Annotated in this window: 24 protein-coding genes; 12 read left to right on the top strand and 12 right to left on the bottom strand. The window is 68.8% G+C overall.

The window, feature by feature from the left end; translation table 11 throughout:
• Window positions 1-19 precede the first annotated feature (19 nt).
• The 3 genes from ACU5AX_RS08350 to hisG all read right to left on the bottom strand — a co-directional run bounded on the left by ACU5AX_RS08350 (window position 20) and on the right by hisG (window position 2,487).
• Entirely contained in the window at window positions 20-409 is a 390-nt protein-coding gene (locus tag ACU5AX_RS08350; RefSeq protein ID WP_446690414.1) for a PilZ domain-containing protein, read from the bottom strand.
• A gap of 114 nt (window positions 410-523) precedes the next feature.
• Entirely contained in the window at window positions 524-1,822 is a 1,299-nt protein-coding gene (gene hisD, locus ACU5AX_RS08345; RefSeq protein WP_446690413.1) for a histidinol dehydrogenase, read from the bottom strand.
• The gene (gene hisG / locus ACU5AX_RS08340) at window positions 1,819-2,487 is read right to left on the bottom strand and encodes an ATP phosphoribosyltransferase (protein ID WP_446690412.1); all 669 of its coding nucleotides are present in this window, start codon (window positions 2,485-2,487) and stop codon (window positions 1,819-1,821) included. The genes hisD and hisG overlap by 4 nt, the downstream gene beginning before the upstream one ends.
• Window positions 2,488-2,695: 208 nt before the next feature.
• Between hisG and ACU5AX_RS08335 the strand changes: the two genes are divergently transcribed.
• Entirely contained in the window at window positions 2,696-3,736 is a 1,041-nt protein-coding gene (locus tag ACU5AX_RS08335) for a DUF2332 domain-containing protein (RefSeq protein WP_446690411.1), read from the top strand.
• A gap of 199 nt (window positions 3,737-3,935) precedes the next feature.
• Window positions 3,936-4,352 (top strand): energy transducer TonB, encoded by a 417-nt coding sequence (locus tag ACU5AX_RS08330; protein WP_446690410.1) that lies wholly within the window; start codon window positions 3,936-3,938, stop codon window positions 4,350-4,352.
• Between the two features lie 2 nt (window positions 4,353-4,354).
• On the opposite strand, the gene ACU5AX_RS08325 is transcribed toward ACU5AX_RS08330, so the two are convergent.
• The 5 genes from ACU5AX_RS08325 to ACU5AX_RS08305 form a co-directional block, all read right to left on the bottom strand.
• The gene (locus tag ACU5AX_RS08325; protein WP_446690409.1) at window positions 4,355-5,230 is read right to left on the bottom strand and encodes an alpha/beta fold hydrolase; all 876 of its coding nucleotides are present in this window, start codon (window positions 5,228-5,230) and stop codon (window positions 4,355-4,357) included.
• A 332-nt stretch (window positions 5,231-5,562) separates the two neighbouring features.
• Window positions 5,563-6,477 carry a pirin family protein gene (locus tag ACU5AX_RS08320; RefSeq protein ID WP_446690408.1) on the bottom strand — a complete coding sequence of 305 codons (915 nt, stop codon included), beginning with the start codon at window positions 6,475-6,477 and terminating at the stop codon, window positions 5,563-5,565.
• Complete coding sequence (locus ACU5AX_RS08315) at window positions 6,470-6,943, bottom strand: NUDIX hydrolase (RefSeq protein ID WP_446690407.1); 474 nt, start codon at window positions 6,941-6,943, stop codon at window positions 6,470-6,472. The genes ACU5AX_RS08320 and ACU5AX_RS08315 overlap by 8 nt, the downstream gene beginning before the upstream one ends.
• The gene (locus ACU5AX_RS08310; RefSeq protein WP_446690406.1) at window positions 6,933-7,640 is read right to left on the bottom strand and encodes a glutathione S-transferase; all 708 of its coding nucleotides are present in this window, start codon (window positions 7,638-7,640) and stop codon (window positions 6,933-6,935) included. Before ACU5AX_RS08310 ends, ACU5AX_RS08315 begins: the two co-directional genes overlap by 11 nt.
• Window positions 7,641-7,940: a BolA family protein gene (locus tag ACU5AX_RS08305; protein ID WP_446690405.1), complete on the bottom strand. Its 300-nt coding sequence runs from the start codon at window positions 7,938-7,940 to the stop codon at window positions 7,641-7,643.
• 94 nt (window positions 7,941-8,034) lie between these two features.
• On the opposite strand from ACU5AX_RS08305, the gene ACU5AX_RS08300 reads away from it, so the two are divergent.
• Window positions 8,035-8,589 (top strand): J domain-containing protein, encoded by a 555-nt coding sequence (locus ACU5AX_RS08300; RefSeq protein ID WP_446690495.1) that lies wholly within the window; start codon window positions 8,035-8,037, stop codon window positions 8,587-8,589.
• A 15-nt stretch (window positions 8,590-8,604) separates the two neighbouring features.
• Here ACU5AX_RS08300 and ACU5AX_RS08295 read toward each other — a convergent pair whose 3' ends face one another.
• Genes ACU5AX_RS08295 through ACU5AX_RS08285 form a run of 3 tightly spaced genes read right to left on the bottom strand, consistent with a single transcriptional unit; the run spans window position 8,605 to window position 9,756 of the window.
• Window positions 8,605-9,078, bottom strand: a complete 474-nt coding sequence (locus tag ACU5AX_RS08295; RefSeq protein ID WP_446690404.1) for an SRPBCC family protein — start codon at window positions 9,076-9,078, stop codon at window positions 8,605-8,607.
• 58 nt (window positions 9,079-9,136) lie between these two features.
• A complete protein-coding gene (locus tag ACU5AX_RS08290) occupies window positions 9,137-9,286 on the bottom strand; it encodes a VOC family protein (protein WP_446690403.1) in 150 nt (49 codons plus the stop codon).
• A 35-nt stretch (window positions 9,287-9,321) separates the two neighbouring features.
• Window positions 9,322-9,756 carry a VOC family protein gene (locus ACU5AX_RS08285; protein WP_446690494.1) on the bottom strand — a complete coding sequence of 145 codons (435 nt, stop codon included), beginning with the start codon at window positions 9,754-9,756 and terminating at the stop codon, window positions 9,322-9,324.
• A gap of 76 nt (window positions 9,757-9,832) precedes the next feature.
• Between ACU5AX_RS08285 and ACU5AX_RS08280 the strand changes: the two genes are divergently transcribed.
• The 6 genes from ACU5AX_RS08280 to ACU5AX_RS08255 all read left to right on the top strand — a co-directional run bounded on the left by ACU5AX_RS08280 (window position 9,833) and on the right by ACU5AX_RS08255 (window position 14,569).
• Window positions 9,833-10,567 carry a winged helix-turn-helix transcriptional regulator gene (locus ACU5AX_RS08280; protein ID WP_446690402.1) on the top strand — a complete coding sequence of 245 codons (735 nt, stop codon included), beginning with the start codon at window positions 9,833-9,835 and terminating at the stop codon, window positions 10,565-10,567.
• A gap of 82 nt (window positions 10,568-10,649) precedes the next feature.
• Window positions 10,650-11,654, top strand: coding sequence for a cobaltochelatase subunit CobS (gene cobS, locus ACU5AX_RS08275; protein WP_198354317.1), 1,005 nt, complete (start codon window positions 10,650-10,652; stop codon window positions 11,652-11,654).
• Between the two features lie 3 nt (window positions 11,655-11,657).
• A complete protein-coding gene (locus ACU5AX_RS08270; RefSeq protein ID WP_198354318.1) occupies window positions 11,658-11,960 on the top strand; it encodes a nucleotidyltransferase family protein in 303 nt (100 codons plus the stop codon).
• Complete coding sequence (locus ACU5AX_RS08265) at window positions 11,950-12,291, top strand: HepT-like ribonuclease domain-containing protein (protein ID WP_446690401.1); 342 nt, start codon at window positions 11,950-11,952, stop codon at window positions 12,289-12,291. The genes ACU5AX_RS08270 and ACU5AX_RS08265 overlap by 11 nt, the downstream gene beginning before the upstream one ends.
• Complete coding sequence (gene cobT, locus ACU5AX_RS08260; protein WP_446690400.1) at window positions 12,291-14,117, top strand: cobaltochelatase subunit CobT; 1,827 nt, start codon at window positions 12,291-12,293, stop codon at window positions 14,115-14,117. The genes ACU5AX_RS08265 and cobT overlap by 1 nt, the downstream gene beginning before the upstream one ends.
• 14 nt (window positions 14,118-14,131) lie before the next feature.
• Complete coding sequence (locus ACU5AX_RS08255; protein ID WP_446690399.1) at window positions 14,132-14,569, top strand: c-type cytochrome; 438 nt, start codon at window positions 14,132-14,134, stop codon at window positions 14,567-14,569.
• Here ACU5AX_RS08255 and ACU5AX_RS08250 read toward each other — a convergent pair whose 3' ends face one another.
• Window positions 14,570-15,658, bottom strand: coding sequence for an AI-2E family transporter (locus ACU5AX_RS08250; RefSeq protein WP_446690398.1), 1,089 nt, complete (start codon window positions 15,656-15,658; stop codon window positions 14,570-14,572). It abuts the gene before it with no gap.
• A gap of 162 nt (window positions 15,659-15,820) precedes the next feature.
• Between ACU5AX_RS08250 and ACU5AX_RS08245 the strand changes: the two genes are divergently transcribed.
• The 3 genes from ACU5AX_RS08245 (at window position 15,821) to ACU5AX_RS08235 (ending at window position 19,335) form a co-directional block, all read left to right on the top strand.
• Entirely contained in the window at window positions 15,821-16,087 is a 267-nt protein-coding gene (locus tag ACU5AX_RS08245; protein ID WP_446690397.1) for a ribbon-helix-helix domain-containing protein, read from the top strand.
• A gap of 60 nt (window positions 16,088-16,147) precedes the next feature.
• The gene (locus ACU5AX_RS08240; RefSeq protein WP_446690396.1) at window positions 16,148-18,586 is read left to right on the top strand and encodes a TonB-dependent receptor; all 2,439 of its coding nucleotides are present in this window, start codon (window positions 16,148-16,150) and stop codon (window positions 18,584-18,586) included.
• 65 nt (window positions 18,587-18,651) lie between these two features.
• Complete coding sequence (locus ACU5AX_RS08235) at window positions 18,652-19,335, top strand: Fe2+-dependent dioxygenase (RefSeq protein WP_446690395.1); 684 nt, start codon at window positions 18,652-18,654, stop codon at window positions 19,333-19,335.
• Window positions 19,336-19,379: the final 44 nt, after the last annotated feature.

Below are 19,379 nucleotides of genomic sequence, written 5' to 3'. Positions count from 1 at the left end.
GGCGCGTGGCGCCGCGCCGTCACCCCTTGCAGGCGGAGAGAGACGTTTCCCCGGGTCCCGACGGCGTGCCCGCGGTCGGTCGACGGTGCTTCAGTCGCGACAGTGGCGCATAGTTTTCGCGGACCAGCTGCAGCGGGGCGATGTCGGACAGGAAGTGGAGGCCGTAGCCATCGGGGCTGCGGCGCACCACCGTCGCGTCCAATTCGCAGCCATGGGCCCGCAGCGTCACCTGCTCGCCGATCGCCAGCGTGATGGCCTGGTGCAACAATATAATTCTGGCGCCGCGTACGGAAACGTCCGCCACCTGGGCGGGAAGATACAGCCCGTGCCGCCCGATCCAGGCTTCGAAGGAGGTCGGAAAGCGCTGATGGGCACGGCCATTGATCTTGCGACGACGTTCTTCGGGCATTCGGACTCTCCCAAGTCAGCCCACGCTTCTGCCGGACTCGGATGCTTGATCGGTCCGTTTTCGACTAGCCCCCCTAATAAATGCTTAAGTCTGCCCGGTACGCCGTTGATTTTGTTATTGGTCGTTGAGACGCAATCGCAGTGCCACCGAGCGGGCGTGGGCCGGCAGCCCCTCCGCATGGGCAAGCGCGACGGTTGCCGGGCCAAGCTCGGCGAGCGCGCTTTGATCGAGGCCGAGGAAGCTGGTCCGCTTCATGAAGTCGAGCACCGACAGGCCCGAGGAGAAGCGCGCGCGTCGCCCGGTCGGCAGGACGTGGTTGGGCCCGGCGACATAATCGCCGATCGCTTCCGGCGTGTGTTTGCCGAGAAAGACGCTGCCCGCGTGGCGGACGCGGTCGAACAGCGCCTGGGGATCGTCGACCGAAAGCTGCAGATGCTCGGGAGCGAGCCGATCGACCAGCGCGCAGGCATCCTCCAGCCGCTCGACGACGATGATGGCGCCGTTGGCGTCCCATGCAGCACGCGCGACCGCCTGGGTGGCGAGTTGGCCGAGTTCCGATTCGACCTGCGCCGCGACCGCCTCGGCGAAGGCGGCGTTGTCGGTGAACAGGATCGATTGCGTGACGGTGTCGTGCTCGGCCTGGCTCAGCAGGTCCGCGGCGGTGATGCGCGGGTCGTTGCGGCCGTCGGCGACGACCACGATCTCGCTCGGCCCCGCCACCATGTCGATGCCGACCACGCCATAGACCTGCCGCTTCGCCTCGGCGACCCAGGCGTTGCCGGGGCCGGTGACCACGTCGACCGGGGCGATCCGCCCCGCGCCATAAGCGAGGGCGCCGATCGCCTGCGCGCCGCCGATTCGCCAGACCTCGTCGACCCCGGCCAGATGCGCGGCGGCGAGGACGAGCGGATTGATCTGCCCATCCGGGGTCGGCGTCACCATCACCAGCCGTTCGACGCCCGCGACCTTGGCGGGGATGGCGTTCATCAGCAGCGACGAGGGATAGGCCGCGCGACCGCCGGGGACGTAGAGGCCGGCGGCATCGACGGCCCGCCAGCGCGCGCCGAGCCGCACCCCGGCCTCGTCACGCCAGTCACTGTCCACCGGCCGCTGCTTCTCGTGATAGGTGCGGATGCGCTGCGCCGCGAGATCGAGTGCGGCGCGCAACTCCGGCTCCAGCGCGTCATAGGCGGTGGCGCAGGTGGCGGGCTCGATCCGCCAGCCGGTCTCGGCCAGATCGTGACGATCGAACTTCCTGGTGAACGCGGCGACCGCCGCTTCGCCCTCGTCCCGCACGGTGCGCAGGATGGCGGCGACGTCGCGCGCGACGTCGGTGGACGATTCGCGACGGGCGTCGACGAGATCGGCGAAGGCCTGGGCAAAGCCGGCATCGCGCGCGTCGAGGCGGATCATGCGGCGATCCCCGTCGTCGCGCCGACCGCGCGGCGGAACGCCTCGACCAGCGGCACGACCTCGCTGCGCGTCTTCATCGCGGCGCGGTTGACGACGAGGCGGCTGGTCACCTCGGCGATCACCTCCACCTCGACCAGCCCGTTCTCCTTGAGCGTGCGGCCCGAGGAGACGAGATCGACGATGCGCGGCGCGAGGCCGAGCGTCGGGGCGAGCTCCATCGCACCGTTGAGCTTGACGCACTCCGCCTGCACGCCGCGACGCGCGAAATGGGCGGCGGTGATGTGCGGATATTTGGTCGCGACACGGACATGGCTCCAGCCGCGCGGGTCGTCGCTGACCGCCAAGTCGGCCGGTTCGGCGACCGAGATGCGGCAATGGCCGATGCCGAGGTCGACGGGGGCGTAGAGTTCCGAATAGCCGAATTCGGCGATCACGTCCGAACCGACGATGCCGAGCTGGGCGGCGCCATGCGCGACGAAGGTCGCGACGTCGAAGGCGCGGACGCGGATCAGCTCGATGCCCGGCCGATCGGTGGCAAAGCGCAAGGCCCGGCTGTCCTCGTCGGAAAAGGCGGGTTCGGGGACGATGCCCGCCGCCGCGAGCAGCGGCACGGCCTCTGCCAGGATGCGGCCCTTGGGCACGGCGATGATGATCGGTTGGGTCACGCGACGCGCCTTACGAGCGCGGGGTGGCGGGAGCAACAGAGCGGCGCGCGGACGTGTCTTGACAGAATTGACGCCTGAACGGGCCATGTCGCGTGCCGCGCGCATCCCCGCCCATCACGCCGGCAGAACGGGAGGGTGGATAGGCGGTGCATGGCGCGAGCCTAACGCAGTGCGATCGTGTAGGACAGCGCCAGGAAGGAGCACGGCCATGACCGAGGCGGCCAATCGCGAGTCGTTCCGCATCCAGCGCGGCTATTGCGCCCACATGGATGCGCCGATCTATGCCCATTTGTGCGGGGTGATCGCGGATCGGCTGAGCGGCGAGAGCGAGACCGGGCGGCGGGTGCTCGGTTGGACCGGCGAGCCGACGCGTGACGCGCTGCCGCTGCGGCTGGTCGGCGGGTTGCACGCGCTGGTGCAGGCGGGGCGGGACGACGACCTGGCCCGCGTCTTCGCCGGCACGGTGACCGACGAGGCGGCGATTGCCGCGATCGTGGCGCGGACGCTGGTCGACCATGACGCGGCGCTGCTGCCCTGGCTCGATGGGCCGCCGCAGACCAACGAGCCGGGCCGGTCGGCGGCGCTGATGACCGGTCTGCTCGCGGTGGCGGCGCGGCATGGGCCGCGGCTGGAGCTGATCGAGATCGGATCGAGCGCGGGGCTGAATCTGCTGATCGACCGCTATCGCTTCGACCTCGGCGGGACGATGGTCGGTCCGGCGGACGCGCCGCTGACGATCCGCCCGGATTGGCGTGGCCCGGCGCCCGATCCGGTGCCGGTGATCATCGAGTCGGTGCGCGGCTGCGACATCCAGCCGCTCGACGCGACCGATCCGGCGGTGGCGGCACGCCTGTCGGCCTATGTCTGGGCGGAGGCGGCCGAGCGGCAGGCGCGGCTGCAAGCCGCCATCGCGATGCTGCGCGACCGCGGCGTCGCGCTCGACCGGGCGGATGCCGCCGATTGGGTCGAGGCGCGGCTCGCCGAGCCGCAGGCGGCGGGGGTGACGCGCGTGCTGCTGCACTCGGTGGTGTGGCAATATCTGCCGGCGACGAGCGCGACGCGGATCGAGGCGGCGATGACCGCGGCGGCGACCCGCGCCGACGCGACCCGGCCGCTCGCCTGGGTGCAGATGGAGCCCGACCGCCGCACCGCGCAGATGCTGGTGCGGGTGAGGGACTGGCCGGGCGATGGGTGGCGCGCGGTCGCGGAGAGCCATGCGCACGGCGCCTGGGTGATGCCGGTGACGTGAAGCCCGTCATGCATTCCGCGGGTGACGACATCGAACGGGCCGGTGAGCCGGCCGCCGATTACCGCTGCCCTGAGAGGAGGGATACGATCGGCAAGGCGCGCCAGCAATGCGAAGCCCGATCGACGCGGCGTGCGTAAGGACCGTGTAAGGCTGCCAACCTAGCTTGCCGGAACGCCGGCTTTCGAAGGGCTAGACGGGCATGAGGTTCGCTACTGCAATCGGCGCGATGATCCTGGCGAGCGGTGGCACGCAGATGGCATCGGCGCGCGACCGTAGCGCGCCGCCTGCGCCGTTGGGCAGTCCGGCTCGATGGTTCCCGCCGGACACCTATCCGCCGGCCTCGGTTCGCGCGGGCGAGGAGGGCCGCGTGTTCGTCCGCCTGAGCATCGACAAGCAAGGTTCTGTGACCGATTGCGTCGTCCAGCGCAGCAGTGGTTTTCCACGGCTCGACAATGCGACCTGCGTCCTCGCCAGACGCCGCGCCCTGTTCGCGCCGGCGACGGATCGCAAGGGCCGACCGGTGAACGGCACCTATGATGTGCCAGGCGTCCTCTGGAAGCTGCCGTCAGCTCCCGAGCCGTCACCCGCACCGCTGCCCGACGTGAACGGTAAATAGGCTCAGATTCCCCAACGGCGCATCGCGGCAACGACAGCCTCGGGCTTTTCCCAGGTGACGAAATGCCCGGCGTCGATCTTCTCGACGGTCAGTTGCGGCACGAACGGCGGCAGGTCGTCGACCAGCAGCGGCAACAGCGCCGTGTCGCGCGTGCCCCAGATCACCAGCGTGTCCTGCGTCACCGGCGGGAAGGGCCGGTCGAGGAACGCGGGGCGGGGCGCATCCTCGCCCGGCGCCGGCACGATCACGCCCGAGGCGCGATACCAGTTGAGCATCGCGGTCATCGCCCCCGGTTGCGACCATTCGTCGAGATAGGCCGCCTTGTCCTCACCGGCGACGGCGTGCGCGACATGGTGGACGAAGGTCGATCCGAAGAACCGCTCCAGCCCGGCCCCGACCAGTCCCTGGTCCAGCCCCGTGTCGCGGAAGCGGGTGATGTACTGGCTCGCCTGACGCTGAGCGGGGTCGTCGAACAGCGCGCGCTGGAAGAGATAGGGATGCGGCGCGTTGACGATGACCAGCCGCGCGACGCGGTCGGGCCGGGTCAGCGCCGCCATCCATGCGACCGCGCCACCCCAGTCGTGGCCGACGAGCGTGAAGCGGCCGATGCCGAGCGCGTCCGCCAGCGCCATCAGGTCGGCGACGATCTGATCGGCGGCATAGGCCGCGACCCCTTCGGGCTTGGACGAGCGGGCATAGCCGCGCTGGTCGGGCGCGACGACATGATGGTCGCGCGCCAGATCGGGCACGATGCCGCGCCACGTGCGGTGCGATTCGGGAAAGCCGTGGAGCAGGATGACGGGCGGGGCGGCGGGGTCGCCCGCGATCTGGACGTCGAGTTCGACGCCGGTCGACAGGGTGAGGCGGCGTAACGTCATCGATTCCCCTCCCGCTTGCGGAGGGGTCAGGGAGGGCGTTTGCCCCGGCCGCAGCATGGGGATCATGCCCGCCCCCGGCCCCTCTCGCAAGCGGGAGGGGACAAGTAGCCCTCCCGCAAGCAGCGGGGAGAAGTCGGGTAAGCTTATTCTCCGTCATCTCCGCGCAGGCGGAGATCCAGACACGCACTGTCTCGCAAGAGCCGGACAGCCAGCGTCTCTGGATCCCCGCCTGCGCGGGGATGACGGCATGTGGTTGCGGGTAAGTGTACCGTCGATGCCTGCGAGGCGCCGCATGTCCGAATCCCCGCCTGGGCGGGGTTCGGGGGCGCGGGTTACGGATAGCTCACCGTCTTCGGCACCTCGGGGATCGGGATCCATTCCTTCTCGTCGCCCGGTACGCGCGGAAACTCGCCGGCCTTCCATGCCCGCTTGGCCTCGTTGATCCGGTCGCGGCTCGACGAGACGAAGTTCCACCAGACGTGGCGTGGGGTGGCGAAGGCGTCGCCGCCGCACAGCATGACGCGCCCGCCGCCGTTCGAGCGCAGCGTCGCGGCGATGCCGGGCTTCAGGATGTAGAGCCGCTGCGGTTCGAGCGTCACCCCCTCCAGGCTCGCCTCTCCCATCGCCAGATAGACCGCGCGTTCCTCCGCTGCGGCGTCGACCGGCACGCTGGCGCCGGCGTCGAGCGCGATGTCGGCGTAGATCGTGCCGGCATAGGTGGTGGTCGGCGCCGCGGCGCCCCACAGCTCGCCCATGATGACGCGGGCACGGGCGCCATGCGCCTCGACCGTCGGCAGCTGCGCCTTGCCGACGTGTTCGAACGCCGGGTCCATCTCCTCTCGGGCTTCGGGCAGCGCCAGCCACGTCTGGATACCCGACAGGGCGGGGCCGTGCGCGCGCTCGTCGCCGGGCGAACGTTCCGAATGGACGATGCCGTGGCCGGCGGTCATCAGATTGACCGCGCCGGGCTCGATCCGCGCGCAGGTGCCGAGCGAATCGCGATGGTCGATCGCGCCCTCGAACAGATAGGTGACGGTGGCGAGGTTGATGTGCGGATGCGGCCGCACGTCGATGCCGCCGCCGGTCGGCAGATGTGCTGGCCCCATCTGGTCGAAGAACAGGAACGGGCCGACCATCGTCCGCTCCTTGCTGGGCAGGGTGCGGTGCACCTTGAAGCCGCCGAGGTCGTGGGTGACGGGCGTGATCACCCGCTCGACGAGATCGTCGAGGATGCTGGACTCATGCATGGGCAGGCTCCGTGGCGACGAGGAGCTCGGCGAGGTCCTCGGGGAAGATGGCTTCGGGCCAGTCGGCCAGTTCCGCAGGCGCGAACCAGCGCCAGCCGGTGAGCACGCGTTGCTCCAATGGGGTGAGCGCGCCCGCCTTGACCTCGCAGGCATCGACGCACACGCGGAAATAGCGTTCGTCGGCGGTGACCTCCACCCCTTCGAAGGTCAGGAAGTCGACGACCCGGCGCGCGACCTCCGGCCCGCAATCGAGGTCGAGGCCGACCTCTTCCCACAATTCGCGGCGCGCGGCTTGCGAATAGCTTTCGCCGGGATCGACCGCGCCGCCCGGCGTGCACCACAGCGGCGGCCGGTCGCCGGGGGTGAAGCGCATCAGCAGCACGCGGCCCGCGGCGTCGGTCAACAGGATGCGCGCGGCCGGGCGCGGTACGCGCGGCGGCGTTGCGGGGGCGGCGTCAGGCGGCATCGAGTTCGGGATAGTGGCGGAAGATGCCGTCGGTGTTGAACGCGATCCGCCGTTCGCTGGCAAGATAGCCGGCGATCCGCGGCAGCGCGGCGACCGCGTCGCGCAGTCCGATCAGGCCGGGATATTCGTCGGCCAGCGTGTGCATGCGCTGCGGGAACATGTAGCGCAGCCCCTCGATCAGCTGGAACAGCGAGGTGTCGGCATAGGTCCAGCGATCGCCGAGCACGAACGGACCGCCCGCCTGGCGTGCCGCATCCTCGAAATGGTCGAGGAACTTGGGCATGCGCTCGTCGCGGAACTGGCCGGCGGCGCGGGCGGCCTCCGGCTTCTGGTCCTCGTAATAGTCGCCGGTGCCGACCGGATGGTGGACGTTGTGCACCTCCGCGACGCAATCGGCGACCGTCAGCTGCAGCTGGTGCAGCCAGAGCCGGTCGGACGCGGGGGCGAGGTCGTGGCGTTCGCCGAGGAACAGCAGGATATTGGCGACCTGCGCGATGACCGCATCGCCGGTGTCGAGATAGGGCGGGGCGAACGGGCCGTAGCCGCTGCCGCCCCGCGCCTCCAAATCGTGCATCAGCGCCTCCGCACCGCGCAGCCGGGCGCAGTCGCGATAGGCGATGCCGCCGCCTTCCAGCGCGAGGCGGACGAACTCGCCCCGTCCCTGGATGTCGGGCCAATACCAGAGGTGGTAGGTCATTCAGGCGTCCCCGGGTGCGCGCGCCCGGATGGCGAGCGCATGGATCCGCGTCGACAACAGATCGGCGAGCGCCTGGTTCACCAGCCGTTGCCGCGCGACCCGCGACAGGCCGGCGAAGCGTTCGCTTTCGACGACCACGGTGAAGTGCGTTTCGCCGGTGCCGTTGTCGCCCATGTGGCCGGCGTGATGGTGGCTGTCGTTGACGACCTGTAGCGCCGTCGGGGCGAGCGCCTCCGTCAGGCGGGCCGTGATGACGTTGGTCAGGGGAAGGGGATGTGGAGCGGTGGCGAGGTCGTTCATCGTCCCTATATACCCCGTTTGCGCTGAAGAGGGAGCATCCGTGGCGCGCGGAAGTGACAGTAAGGACCGGCCGCACACGCGGTTTCACGGCCGGATGGAATCGAACGGACGCCTGTGCGCGGAACTCGGCTGCGACCAGCCGGGCGAATTCCGCGCGCCGCCGGCGGCGGGATCGGGCGACGGCGAGGGGCCGGGGGCCTATCGTTGGATGTGCCTCGAGCACGTTCGCGCGTTCAACAACCGCTACAATTATTTCGACGGCATGACCGCCGACGAGATCCATCATGCGCAGCGGCCGCTCGCCGGCTGGGAACGCGAGACCCGGGCCTTCGCGCGCGCCGGCAGCGGCGACCAGGGGCCGCGCTGGGCGGACTTCAACGACCCGCTCGACGCGATCGCCGCGCGCTTCCGGCGCGAGCCGGCACCCGAGCGCAACGACGGCAAGCCGCTGAGCGGGCAGGACCGTGCCAGCCTGAAGGTGCTCGGCCTCGCGGCGGATGCGGATCGCGGCGCACTGCGCCAGCGCTACTCGGAACTGGTGCGGCGCTACCACCCGGACCGCAACGGCGGCGACCGCAGCCACGAGGCGATGCTGCAGAAGGTGATCGCGGCCTATCAGCAGCTTCGCCAGGCACCGGCATTCGCCTAACCAGTCGCCGCCCGGTCAATCGGGCGGGGGGCGCCGGGCAAGATCGAGAGCAATCGCCTCCAGCTGATCCGCGGACGCATTCCAGCCGGCTTCGAACCCCATCGCGGCGTGGCTGTCGCGCGCGGCGGCGGTCCAGTGCCGAGCGGTGGCGGTGTAGCGCGTTCCACCGCCTTCCTCGGCGAATTCGTCGATGCGGACCATGAACGGCCCCGACGGCATCCAGCCGGCGGTGAAGGCGTCGGTGGAGACGATCCGTCGTTCCGGCACCACCTCCAGATAAAGGCCCTCCAGCCGGTTCTCCTCGCCGGCGGGGCCGTGCATCACGATCACCGAGCGGCCGCCCGCGTGCAACTCCTGCACCACGAATTCGGCGCGCCACGGCTTGGGACAGAACCATGCCCCGGTGTCCCCGTTCCAGGCCCGCCACACCGCGGCGACGGGGGCATCGATCAGCCGCGTGATCGACAGTTCGAAGGGTGCTTCGCTCATCATTCCTCTCCCCGCAGCGCGGCCTCGATCCGCGCGATGTCGATGTTGCGCCTGGTCATCAGCGCGGCAAAGGCGGCTCACCCGCTGCGTCGCCCGCCGACAGCACCTGCATCAGCACGCGCGGCATGATCTGCCACGCATAGCCCCAGCGGTCGGTGCACCAGCCGCACGTCAATTCCGCGCCGCCATCGCCGTTCGGGTGCACCACCGGCCCTCTCCCGGCTGACCGGGGGCCACGCGGGTTCAGTGGTCGCCGCCCTGGTGCGCTCCGCCGTCCGCCATCGCCTGGGCATGCGCATCGACGTCCATCCAGAAGGGGCCCCAGCCGTGGCCGTCGAGATCCTCGAAGGCGCGGCTGTACATGAAGCCGTGGTCCTCAGGCTCGTGCAGCTCGCGGCCGCCCGAGGCGAGCGCGGCCTCGACGATTCCGTCGACCTCTGCGCGGTCGTCGAAACCCAGCGCGAAGATCGCGGTCGTCTCGCTGAAGGCATCGGCGATCTTCTTCTGCGTAAAGGTGCCGAACAGGGCCTTGTCGAGCAGCATCACCGCGATCGTGTCGGTCCATTGCATCGACGCGGCCTGGGCATTGGAAAATTGCTCGTTCTTGGTGAAGCCGAGGGATTCGTAGAAGGCGGTGGCGCGGGTCACGTCGGCGACGGGCAGATTGACGAAGATCATCTTGGCCACGGGCATCTCTCCTGGTTTTCGATTCGCTACTGGCGAAGCATGCGCGCCGTAGTTATCTAAAGCAACGATGAAGTCAGAAAAAGTAACAAGTGGCGACGAGCGCCGGCGGTGGTACGACGATGCCTGCGGTACCGCGTTGGCGCTGGAACTGCTTGGCGAGCGCTGGTCGCTGCTGGTGCTGCGCGAACTGATGTTCGGGCCGCGGCGCTTCGGCGAGTTGCGCGCGGAGCTGACCGGGATCAGCGCCAATGTGCTGACGCAGCGGCTGGCCGGGCTGGAATCGGCGGGGCTGGTGGCGCGCCGCAAGCTGCCGCCGCCCGCCTCGGTGCAGGTCTATGAATTGACCGAATGGGGCTATGAGACCGAGGCGGTGATGCAGGCGATGGGACGGTGGGCGACGCGCTCGCCGCTCCATGATCCGACGCTGCCGTTCTCGCCCGCGTCGGCGATGCTGTCGCTGCGCACCATGATCGACCGGGTCAAGGCGGCGGACATGGCGATGACGCTCGGCTTCCGCCTTGGCGAAGACCGGTTTCGTGCGACGCTGGCGGAGGGGGCGTTGACGATCGCGCGGGCCGATCCCGTCGACGTCGACGTGCTGATCGACACCGATCCGACGACCCTGGCGATCTGGATCTACGCCAAGCGGCCGATGGCGGCGGCGGAGGCGGAGGGGACGTTGCGCGTCACGGGCAACCGCGCCGCCGCCCTCCGCTTCGCGGCGCTGTTCGCGCTGCCGCGCAAAGTGGGCGAGGCGTCGGTCGCCGATGCGGCGCTTCCCGGGTTGACGGAGCGGCGATAGCTTTCCACTGGAAGAGCGTGCGCCTTTCCCCGCGCATCGTGCGTTGGGGATGGCCCTGCCCGGACGGTGTGCCCGAAAGACGATGACCGATATCCCCAATACTCAGCCCGACAGCCGCGACACCACCATCCTCGACGCGCCCGACAGGATGGTGTCGGTGCGCGACGTGTTCGGCATCGACAACGACATGCAGGTCCCTGCCTTCTCCGAGGCGGACGAGCGGGTGCCGGACCTCGACCCCGCCTATGTCTTCGATCCCGACACAACGATGGCGGTGCTGGCGGGCTTCGCCCACAACCGGCGGGTGATGGTGCAGGGCTATCACGGCACCGGCAAGTCGAGCCATATCGAACAGGTGGCGGCGCGGCTGAACTGGCCGTGCATCCGCATCAACCTGGACGCGCATATCAGCCGCATCGACCTCATCGGCCGCGACGCGATCGTGCTGAAGGACGGTCAGCAGATCACCGAATTCCGCGAAGGGCTGCTGCCTTGGGCGCTGCAGACGCCGACCGCTTTGGTGTTCGACGAATATGACGCCGGGCGTCCCGACGTGATGTTCGTCATTCAGCGCGTGCTGGAGACCGAGGGCAAGCTGACGTTGCTCGACCAGAACCGGGTGATCCGGCCCAACCCCTGGTTCCGCCTGTTTGCGACCGCCAACACGGTCGGGCTGGGCGACACCAGCGGGCTGTATCACGGCACGCAACAGATCAACCAGGGACAGATGGACCGCTGGAACATCGTCGTCACCCTCAACTATCTGCCCGCCGCGACCGAGGCGCAGATCGTGCTCGCCAAGTCCGGCGAATATGACAAGCCCGACGGCAAGAAGCAGGTCGAGAATATGGTCCGCGTCGCCGACCTGACCCGCAAGGGGTTCGTCAACGGCGACATTTCGACCGTGATGAGCCCGCGTACGGTGATCACCTGGGCGCAGAACACGCTGATCTTCGGCGACGTCGGTTTCGCCTTCCGGTTGAGCTTCCTCAACAAGTGCGACGAGAACGAGCGGCCGCTGGTGGCGGAATATTATCAGCGCGTGTTCGGCAAGGACCTGCCGGAAAGCGTGGTGGGGCGGGCCTGAACCATGACGCGCGCCGAAGCTCTGCAGCGATTGCGCGCCCGCGAGCAGGAGTTGCGCGCGTTGGGGATCGTGCATTTATCGCTGTTTGGCTCTACGGCGCGCGACGAGGCGCGGCAGGATTCAGACGTCGATTTAGTTGCGACCATTGATTACGATGCCGTCCGACGGCTCGGCCCTTTCGGCTTCTTCGGAATCGAAGGGCGGATTGCGGAAATGATTGGCGCGCCGGTCGACTTCATGACCGAAGCGAACGACGAGCCGATCCTGCAGGCGCAGATCGAACGGGATCGCGTGCATGTCTTCTGATCGGATCCGGATCAGGTTGCGACACATCGTGCAAAACGGTGATCGGATCGCGATCTACATCGCACCCCACGACGCCGCCAGCTTTCGGGCCGATGCGATGACGCGGGACGCCGTTGAACGGTGCCTGGAGAGAATCGCGGAAGCGATCGTGCAGATCGGCGCAGAAGCCGTCGCGACACTGAATCTTCCGGTGCCGTTCAGTGATGTTCGGAGTCTGGGCAACCGGCTGCGTCATGAATACGCTCGGATAGACCCCAACATCATCTTCGATACGGCGCGCAGCGACATTCCGCCGTTGCGCGACGCGGCTCAACGCGCGTTGGAAGACTGATGGCCAACGAAACCCCCCTCGACCGGTTCAAGGCGGTCCTGACCGGCACCGCGCGCGCGATCGCGGAGGAGCCGGAGGTCGATCTCGCCTTCACCGCCGACGCGCCGGCGCAGTCGGGTAAGCATATCAAAGTGCCGATGCCGGCGCGCGCGTTACCGGCGGAGCAGGTGGCGGAAGCGCGCGGCTTCGCGGACGGTTTCGCGCTGCGGCTGAAGCATCATGACAGCGCCTTGCACCTGAAGGGCGCGCCGGACGAGGCGGTGGCCCGGTCGGTGTTCGATGCGGTCGAGAATGCGCGCGTCGAGGCGCTGGGCAGCCGCGGCTATGCCGGCATCGCCGACAATCTGGGCCATGCGCTGGACGTCAGGCTGCGCAGCGACCCGATCGCCCGTGCGCGGACCCGCGACGAGGTGCCGCTGTCGACCGCGCTCGGTCTGTTGGTGCGCGAGGCACTGACCGGGCGCGAGACGCCGGAGGCGGCGGCGGGCGGCCTGGCGCTGGTGCGCGAATGGATCGAGGAGCGCACCGATCTCAACGCGCTGGCGCTGGCGCTCGACGATCAGCGCGCCTTCCAGGGCCTGGCGAGGAAGATGCTCGAGGAACTCGAGCTGGTCGAGGGCGAGGTCACCCCGGACGATGCCGACGAGGGCGGCAACGACGACGAGGGTACCGAGGACCAGGCCGACGACCAGGGCGACGAGAATGAGGACGAACAGTCCGGCCAGGGCGAAGGCGAGGTCGAGGCGCGCGGCGAGCAGCAGGATGCCGACAGCGAGGAGGGCGAGGGTGAGGAATCGGGCGAGGACAGCCCCGCCGAACTCGACGGCCAGCCCGGCGACGACGGCGACGACGGCGCACAGCCGACGCGCCCCAACCGTCCGACCAGTGATTTCGCGCCGCAGTTCGACTATAAGCCGTGGACGACGCAGTTCGACGAGGTGGTCGGCGCGACCGACCTGTGCGACGCCGAGGAACTGGCGCGGCTGCGCGGCTATCTCGACCAGCAGCTCGCGCATCTGCAATCGGCGGTGTCGAAGCTGGCCAACCGCCTGCAGCGGCGACTGATGGCGCAGCAGTCGCGGTCGTGGGATTTCGACCAGGACGAAGGGCTGCTCGACGCGGCGCGGCTGGCACGCGTTGTCGTCAATCCGACCCAGTCGCTGAGCTACAAGATCGAGCGCGACACCGAATTCCGCGACACGGTGGTGACGCTGCTGATCGACAATTCGGGGTCGATGCGCGGGCGGCCGATCGGCATCGCCGCCATCAGTGCCGACATCCTCGCCCGGACGCTGGAGCGCTGCGGCGTGAAGACCGAGATCCTGGGCTTCACCACGCGCGCGTGGAAGGGCGGGCAGGCGCGCGAGACCTGGCTGGCGGCGGGTCGGCCGCCGCAGCCAGGGCGGCTCAACGACTTGCGCCACATCGTCTACAAGCAGGCGGACGAGCCGTGGCGGCGGGCTCGCGCCAACCTCGGCCTGATGATGCGCGAGGGACTGCTCAAGGAGAATATCGACGGCGAGGCTTTGCTCTGGGCGCATGCGCGGCTGATCGCGCGGCCCGAGGAACGGCGCATCCTGATGGTGATCAGCGACGGTGCGCCGGTCGACGATTCGACGCTGTCGGTCAATTCGGGCAGCTATCTGGAACGCCATCTGCGCCAGGTGATCGGCTGGATCGAGAGCCGGTCGCCGGTCGAGCTGATCGCGATCGGCATAGGTCACGACGTCACCCGATACTATAGCCGCGCGGTGACGATCATGGATGCCGAACAGCTCGGCGGCACGATCATCGAGCAACTGGCGGCCTTGTTCGACACGGATTGAGCGCGGCGGGGATCGTGACCTTCAACCGCGCCCCGATCGTCCTGCCGATCCTTATCCTTGCCGCGGCCTGTTCACGCGACGACAAAGAGGCGCGGCGGCGTGCGGCGGGACCGTCGCCGTCGCCGGCAGCGCTGGCCGCGGTCGCCAGCGCATCTGCCGGGCAGGCTCTGTTCGCGCGCTGTGCCGCCTGCCATCCGGTCCGCGCGGGCGCGCCGGATCGCAACGGGCCGAACCTGCACGGCGTGATGGGGCAGCGCATCGCGCAGAACAGCGCGCGCTTCGGCTATACCGCGGCGTTGCAGCGGGTCGGCGGCCGGTGGACCCCGGCGCGGATGGATGCCTGGCTCACCGATCCGCAGCGGTTCGCGCCGGGCACGTCGATGGGCTTTCCCGGACTTGCCGATCCGCTCGATCGCGCCGACGTCATCGCTTATCTCAAGGTGCAGCGCTGATCAGCCGGACGGCGCCTCCTCCGTGCCCGCCGGTTCGCCCAGCCGCTGCTCCGTCAGCACCGCCCAGCCGGTCAGGAACAGCGCCGCCACCAGCGGGCCGAGGACGATGCCGCTCAAGCCGAGCACGTCGATGCCGCCCAAGGTGGTCACCAGCACCAGCCAGTCGGGCAGGCCGGCATCGCGGCCGACCAAGATCGGGCGCAGGATGTTGTCGGCAAGGCCGATGACCAGCACGCCCGACAGCACCACCACCACCGCCTGCCAGATCGCGCCGGTGGCGAGCAGATAGATGGCGACGGGCGCCCAGATGATCGCCGGGCCGATCGCCGGCAGCAGCGCGGCGATCGCCATCAGCACGCCCCAGAGCAGGGCGGCGGGAACGCCGACGATCCAGAAGGTGATCGCGCCGAGCGCGCCCTGGACCAGCGCGACGACGCCCGATCCCTTGATCGTCGCCCGCACCACCGCGACGAACTTGTCGGCCAGCCGTTCGGCGATCGGCCGTTCGAGGGGCAGGGCGCGGACGATCGCCGGGCCGATCCGCGATCCGTCGCGCAGCAGAAAGAAGGTGACGTACAGGCCAACGCCGAAGGCGAGCAGGAAGGCGGCGGCATTGGCGCCGATCGAAAAGGCGCGGCGCGCGAGCTGGCTGGCGCTGCTGCCCACCGCCTGCGACAGGCGCGACTGCGCGCGTTCGAAGCTGCCGAAGCCGGCGCCGTCGAGCCATTGCCGGATACGGTCGGGCAAAGCGTTGTGGACCTGTTCGAAATAGGCGGCGAAATTGATCTGGCCGCCGCGGATCTGCGCATAGACGCCCGCCGCCTGATCGACGACGAGGCTGGCGATGATCAGCGCCGGAATGACCACGGCGACGGTCAGGATCAGCAGCGTCACCGCCGCCGCGAGGTTGCGCCGACCCGGCCAGCGCGCGAGCAATCGCCGGAACAGCGGCTGGAACAGCAGCGCCGCCAGCGCCGCCCAGAGCAGGGCGACGACGAAGCCGGAGACCACGAGGCCCAGCGCGGCGGTGATCAGCACCAGGAACAGAATGAGGCCGCCGTTTTCGACGTGCCGGCGTTCGATCGTCACGTAAGTCCCCCGTTTCGTTGCGAGGGTGTAACGCGACGGCGCGGTGTTGGTGCCGAAACGGGCGCGGCGTCGCTCGTGCCGTCGCGGGTCAGGCGGCCGGCAGCGGTTCGCGACCCGGCGGATGCTTTGTCGCCGCGGCCATGGCCGGCTATGGCCATCGTCATGTCTCTCGCACCACCTCCCGGCGGCTTCCACGGCCCGGTCAAGCGATCGATCACCATCGCCGGGCATCAGACGTCGATCAGCCTGGAGCCGATCTTCTGGCAGGCCCTGGAGCGGGCCGCCGCGGCGCGCCGATTACCGCTGTCGGCGCTGGTCGCGCAGATCGACGTGTTGCGGATCGCCGAGGATATGCCGGCCAATCTGGGCAGCGCGCTGCGCTGCTGGCTGTTCGCGGAAGCCGGTAAAGTTGAGAGTAGCTCGCATTAGCGTTGACTGTGCGACAGATTCGCAATAGCAGCCCGCCCAAGAGAATGATTGGGGGGTTTCATGTCGCGTTCTTCCGCTTCTTTCCTGGCCTTGTCGTGCGTCGGTTTCATCGCCACGGCGCCCGCCGCGGCGGCGCCGGCCGATCGCGTGCATGCCGCCGATGATCAGGACGGGCGCCGCAAGATCCAGCGCGACGACATCGTCGTCACCGACAAAGCGGAGAAGGCGCCCAATACGGTCGAAAGCCCGAAGGCGACGGCCTCGATCCTCGACACGCCGCAGACGATCACGGTGATTTCGGACCAGGTCCTGCGCAAGCAGAACCTGCAGACGCTGCGCGACGCGCTGCAGACCATTCCGGGCATCACCTTCGGCGCGGGCGAGGGCGGTGGCGGCTATGGCGACAGCATCAATCTGCGCGGCTATTCGGCCAACACCGACATCACCATCGACGGTATCCGCGATACCGCGCAATACAGCCGCACCGATCCGTTCAATCTGCAGCAGATCGAGGTCTACAACGGCGCCAATTCGGTGTTCAATGGATCGGGCAGCGTCGGCGGCACGATCAACCTCGTCACCAAAGAGCCACGGCCCGAGGATCTGACGATCGCGCAAGGCTCGGTCGGCACCGACAATTACTATCGTGCCGCGGTGGATTCGAACGTGCGGGTCAGCGACACGGTCGCCGCACGGCTGAACGCGGTCTATCACCACAATGACGTGCCGGGCCGCGACGTCGAGAAGTACGAGCGCTGGGGCGTCGCGCCGGCGGTGACGATCGGCATGGGCGGGCCGACCAGCCTGACCCTCGCCTATGTCCATCAGGAGGATCGCAACACGCCGCTCTATGGCGTGCCCTATTTCAACAACGCGCTGGTCGGCGGTCTCATCACCGGCGCCGACCGCAGCGACTATTACGGCTACAGCAATCTCGACACCCAGCGGGTGACGGTCGACCGGTTGACCGCGACCTTCCGCCACAGCGTCGACGACCATGTCTCCGTCCGCAACCTCGCGCGCTGGCAGCGGGTCGGCCAGTACAGCATCACCAGCGCGCCGCAGGGCACCTTCTGCCTCGCCGGCACCGGCCGCCAGCCGGTCGCGACCAGTGCCAGCGATCCGACCGGCCTGTCGTGCACGACCAATGTCGCCGGTGTGGCCTTCACCATTCCCGCCGGCCAGTGGCTGCCGTCGGGGCCGCGCGGTCTGGTGCGCGATCAGGAGAATCAGCTGCTCGCCGATCAGGTCGACCTGCGGCTGGAGCATGGCGTCCGCGGCGGCGTGCGCAACGTCGCCGACATCGGCGCCATCGCGATGGTCGAGGATTATCGGATCACCACCGGTTCGCTGCTGCGCAATGCCGATGGCTCGGCGCTGGCCGCGCTGCCGCTGCTTGCGATCAGCCATCCGGACAGCGTGTGGCGCGGGTCGACGCATTACGTCACGACGGCGCAGTCCAAATCGACCACGCAGAACGTCGCGGTCTATGCGTTCGACACGTTGGAACTCGGCCGGTTCTTCGAACTCAACGGCGGGCTGCGCTGGGAATATCAAAAGGCCAATTTCCGCGCGCTGCCGATCCCCGATGCCGCGCCAGGCGTGACGCAGCCGCTGGCGGCGCAGCTGACGCCGCAGATCAACCGCGAGCGCCTGTTCTCCTGGCGAGCTGGCGCGGTCTTCCACCCGGTGCGCGACGTCAGCATCTATGCCGGCTATGGCACCGCCAAGACGCCCTCGTCGGCGAGCGTGCGCGCCGGCTGCGTCAGCGTATCAGGCACGGTGGTGACCAATACGTGCAACGTCGCGCCGGAAACCGCGCGCAATTACGAAGCCGGGGTCAAGGCGGGCCTGTTCCGACGCAAGCTGGAACTGACCGCGGCGGTGTTCCGCAACGAACGGACCAATTACCGCATCCCGTCCAACGATCCGGCGCTGCCGACGGTGCAGGTGCTGGACGGGCGCAGCCGCGTCGACGGGATCGCGCTCGGCGCATCGGGCAATATCACGCGCGATTGGACGATCTTCGCCAATTACACCTATCTCGACGGCAAGGTGCTGCAGTCCGTGTCGAACTTCTGCCTGGCGCGGCCCGGTGCGGCGGGCTGCGGCAACAGCGTCGCGGTGCCCGATCCGCAAGCCGGCGCGCCACTGGTGCAGACGCCCGAACATTCGGGCAGCCTGTTCACCACCTACAAGCTGCCGTTCGGGCTCGAGGTCGGCTATGGACTCACTTATCAGGGCAGCTTCACCACCTATGTGCCGAACCTCGTCAGCGGCACGCCGCTGCGTGCGCCCGACTATCTGATCCACCGCGCCTATCTGGCCTATACCTTCGGCGGTGGGCTGACCGCGCAGCTCAACGTGCAGAACCTGACCGACGAAAAGTATCTCACCAACGTCCGCAACAATCTCAATGCAAATGGCGTGGTGACGGGCGGCTGGGCGATGCCGGGCGACCGGCGGCAGGCCGTGCTCAGCCTCTTCTATAGTTTCTGAGGACATGCCACTCCTGCCCGCCCAACCATCCCCGGGCACGGGCGGGCAGGAGACGAGGAGAGCCGATGCTGATCGCGATTGCCGAAGTGCTGGATGCGGCGGCGTTGGCGCGGGTGCGCGGGCTGATCGACGCGGCGGATTGGGTCGACGGCAATGCGACGTCGGGGCCGCAGGCGGCGCTCGCCAAGCGCAACCGCCAATTGTCGGAGGACGATGCCGCGGCGCGGCAGGCGGGCGGCCTGGTGCTCGACGCGCTCGGTCGATCGCCGCTGTTCGTGGCGGCGGCGCTGCCGCGGAAGGTCTTCCCACCCCTGTTCAATCGTTATGCCGGCGGCGAGGATTTCGGGCTGCACGTCGACAATGCGATCCGGATGCGGCGCGGCACCGACTTCCGCCTCCGGGCCGATCTGTCGGCGACGCTGTTCCTCGACGATCCGGCCACATATGATGGCGGCGAATTGGTCATCGAAGACCAGTTTGGGCCGCAGACGGTGAAGCTGCCGGCCGGCCATATGGTGCTGTATCCGGCATCCAGCCTGCACCGCGTCACGCCGGTGACGCGCGGGGTGCGCACCGCATCCTTCTTCTGGATCGAATCGATGGTGCGCGACGACGGTGCCCGGCGGCTGCTGTTCGAGCTCGACCAGGGGGTGCAGGCGACCGCGGCGGCGCTGGGCCAGGGTGATGCGGCGGTGGTGCGGCTGACCGGCGTCTACCACAATCTGCTGCGCCGCTGGGCGGACAGCTGATGCGATTGACCGGTTATGGCGGCCATGCGACGCGCGGCGGCTCG

The organism is Sphingomonas benefaciens (assembly GCF_052907485.1).
The sequence above is the reverse complement of the archived record's forward strand: the minus strand, read 5'-3'. Positions and strand labels throughout refer to the sequence as shown.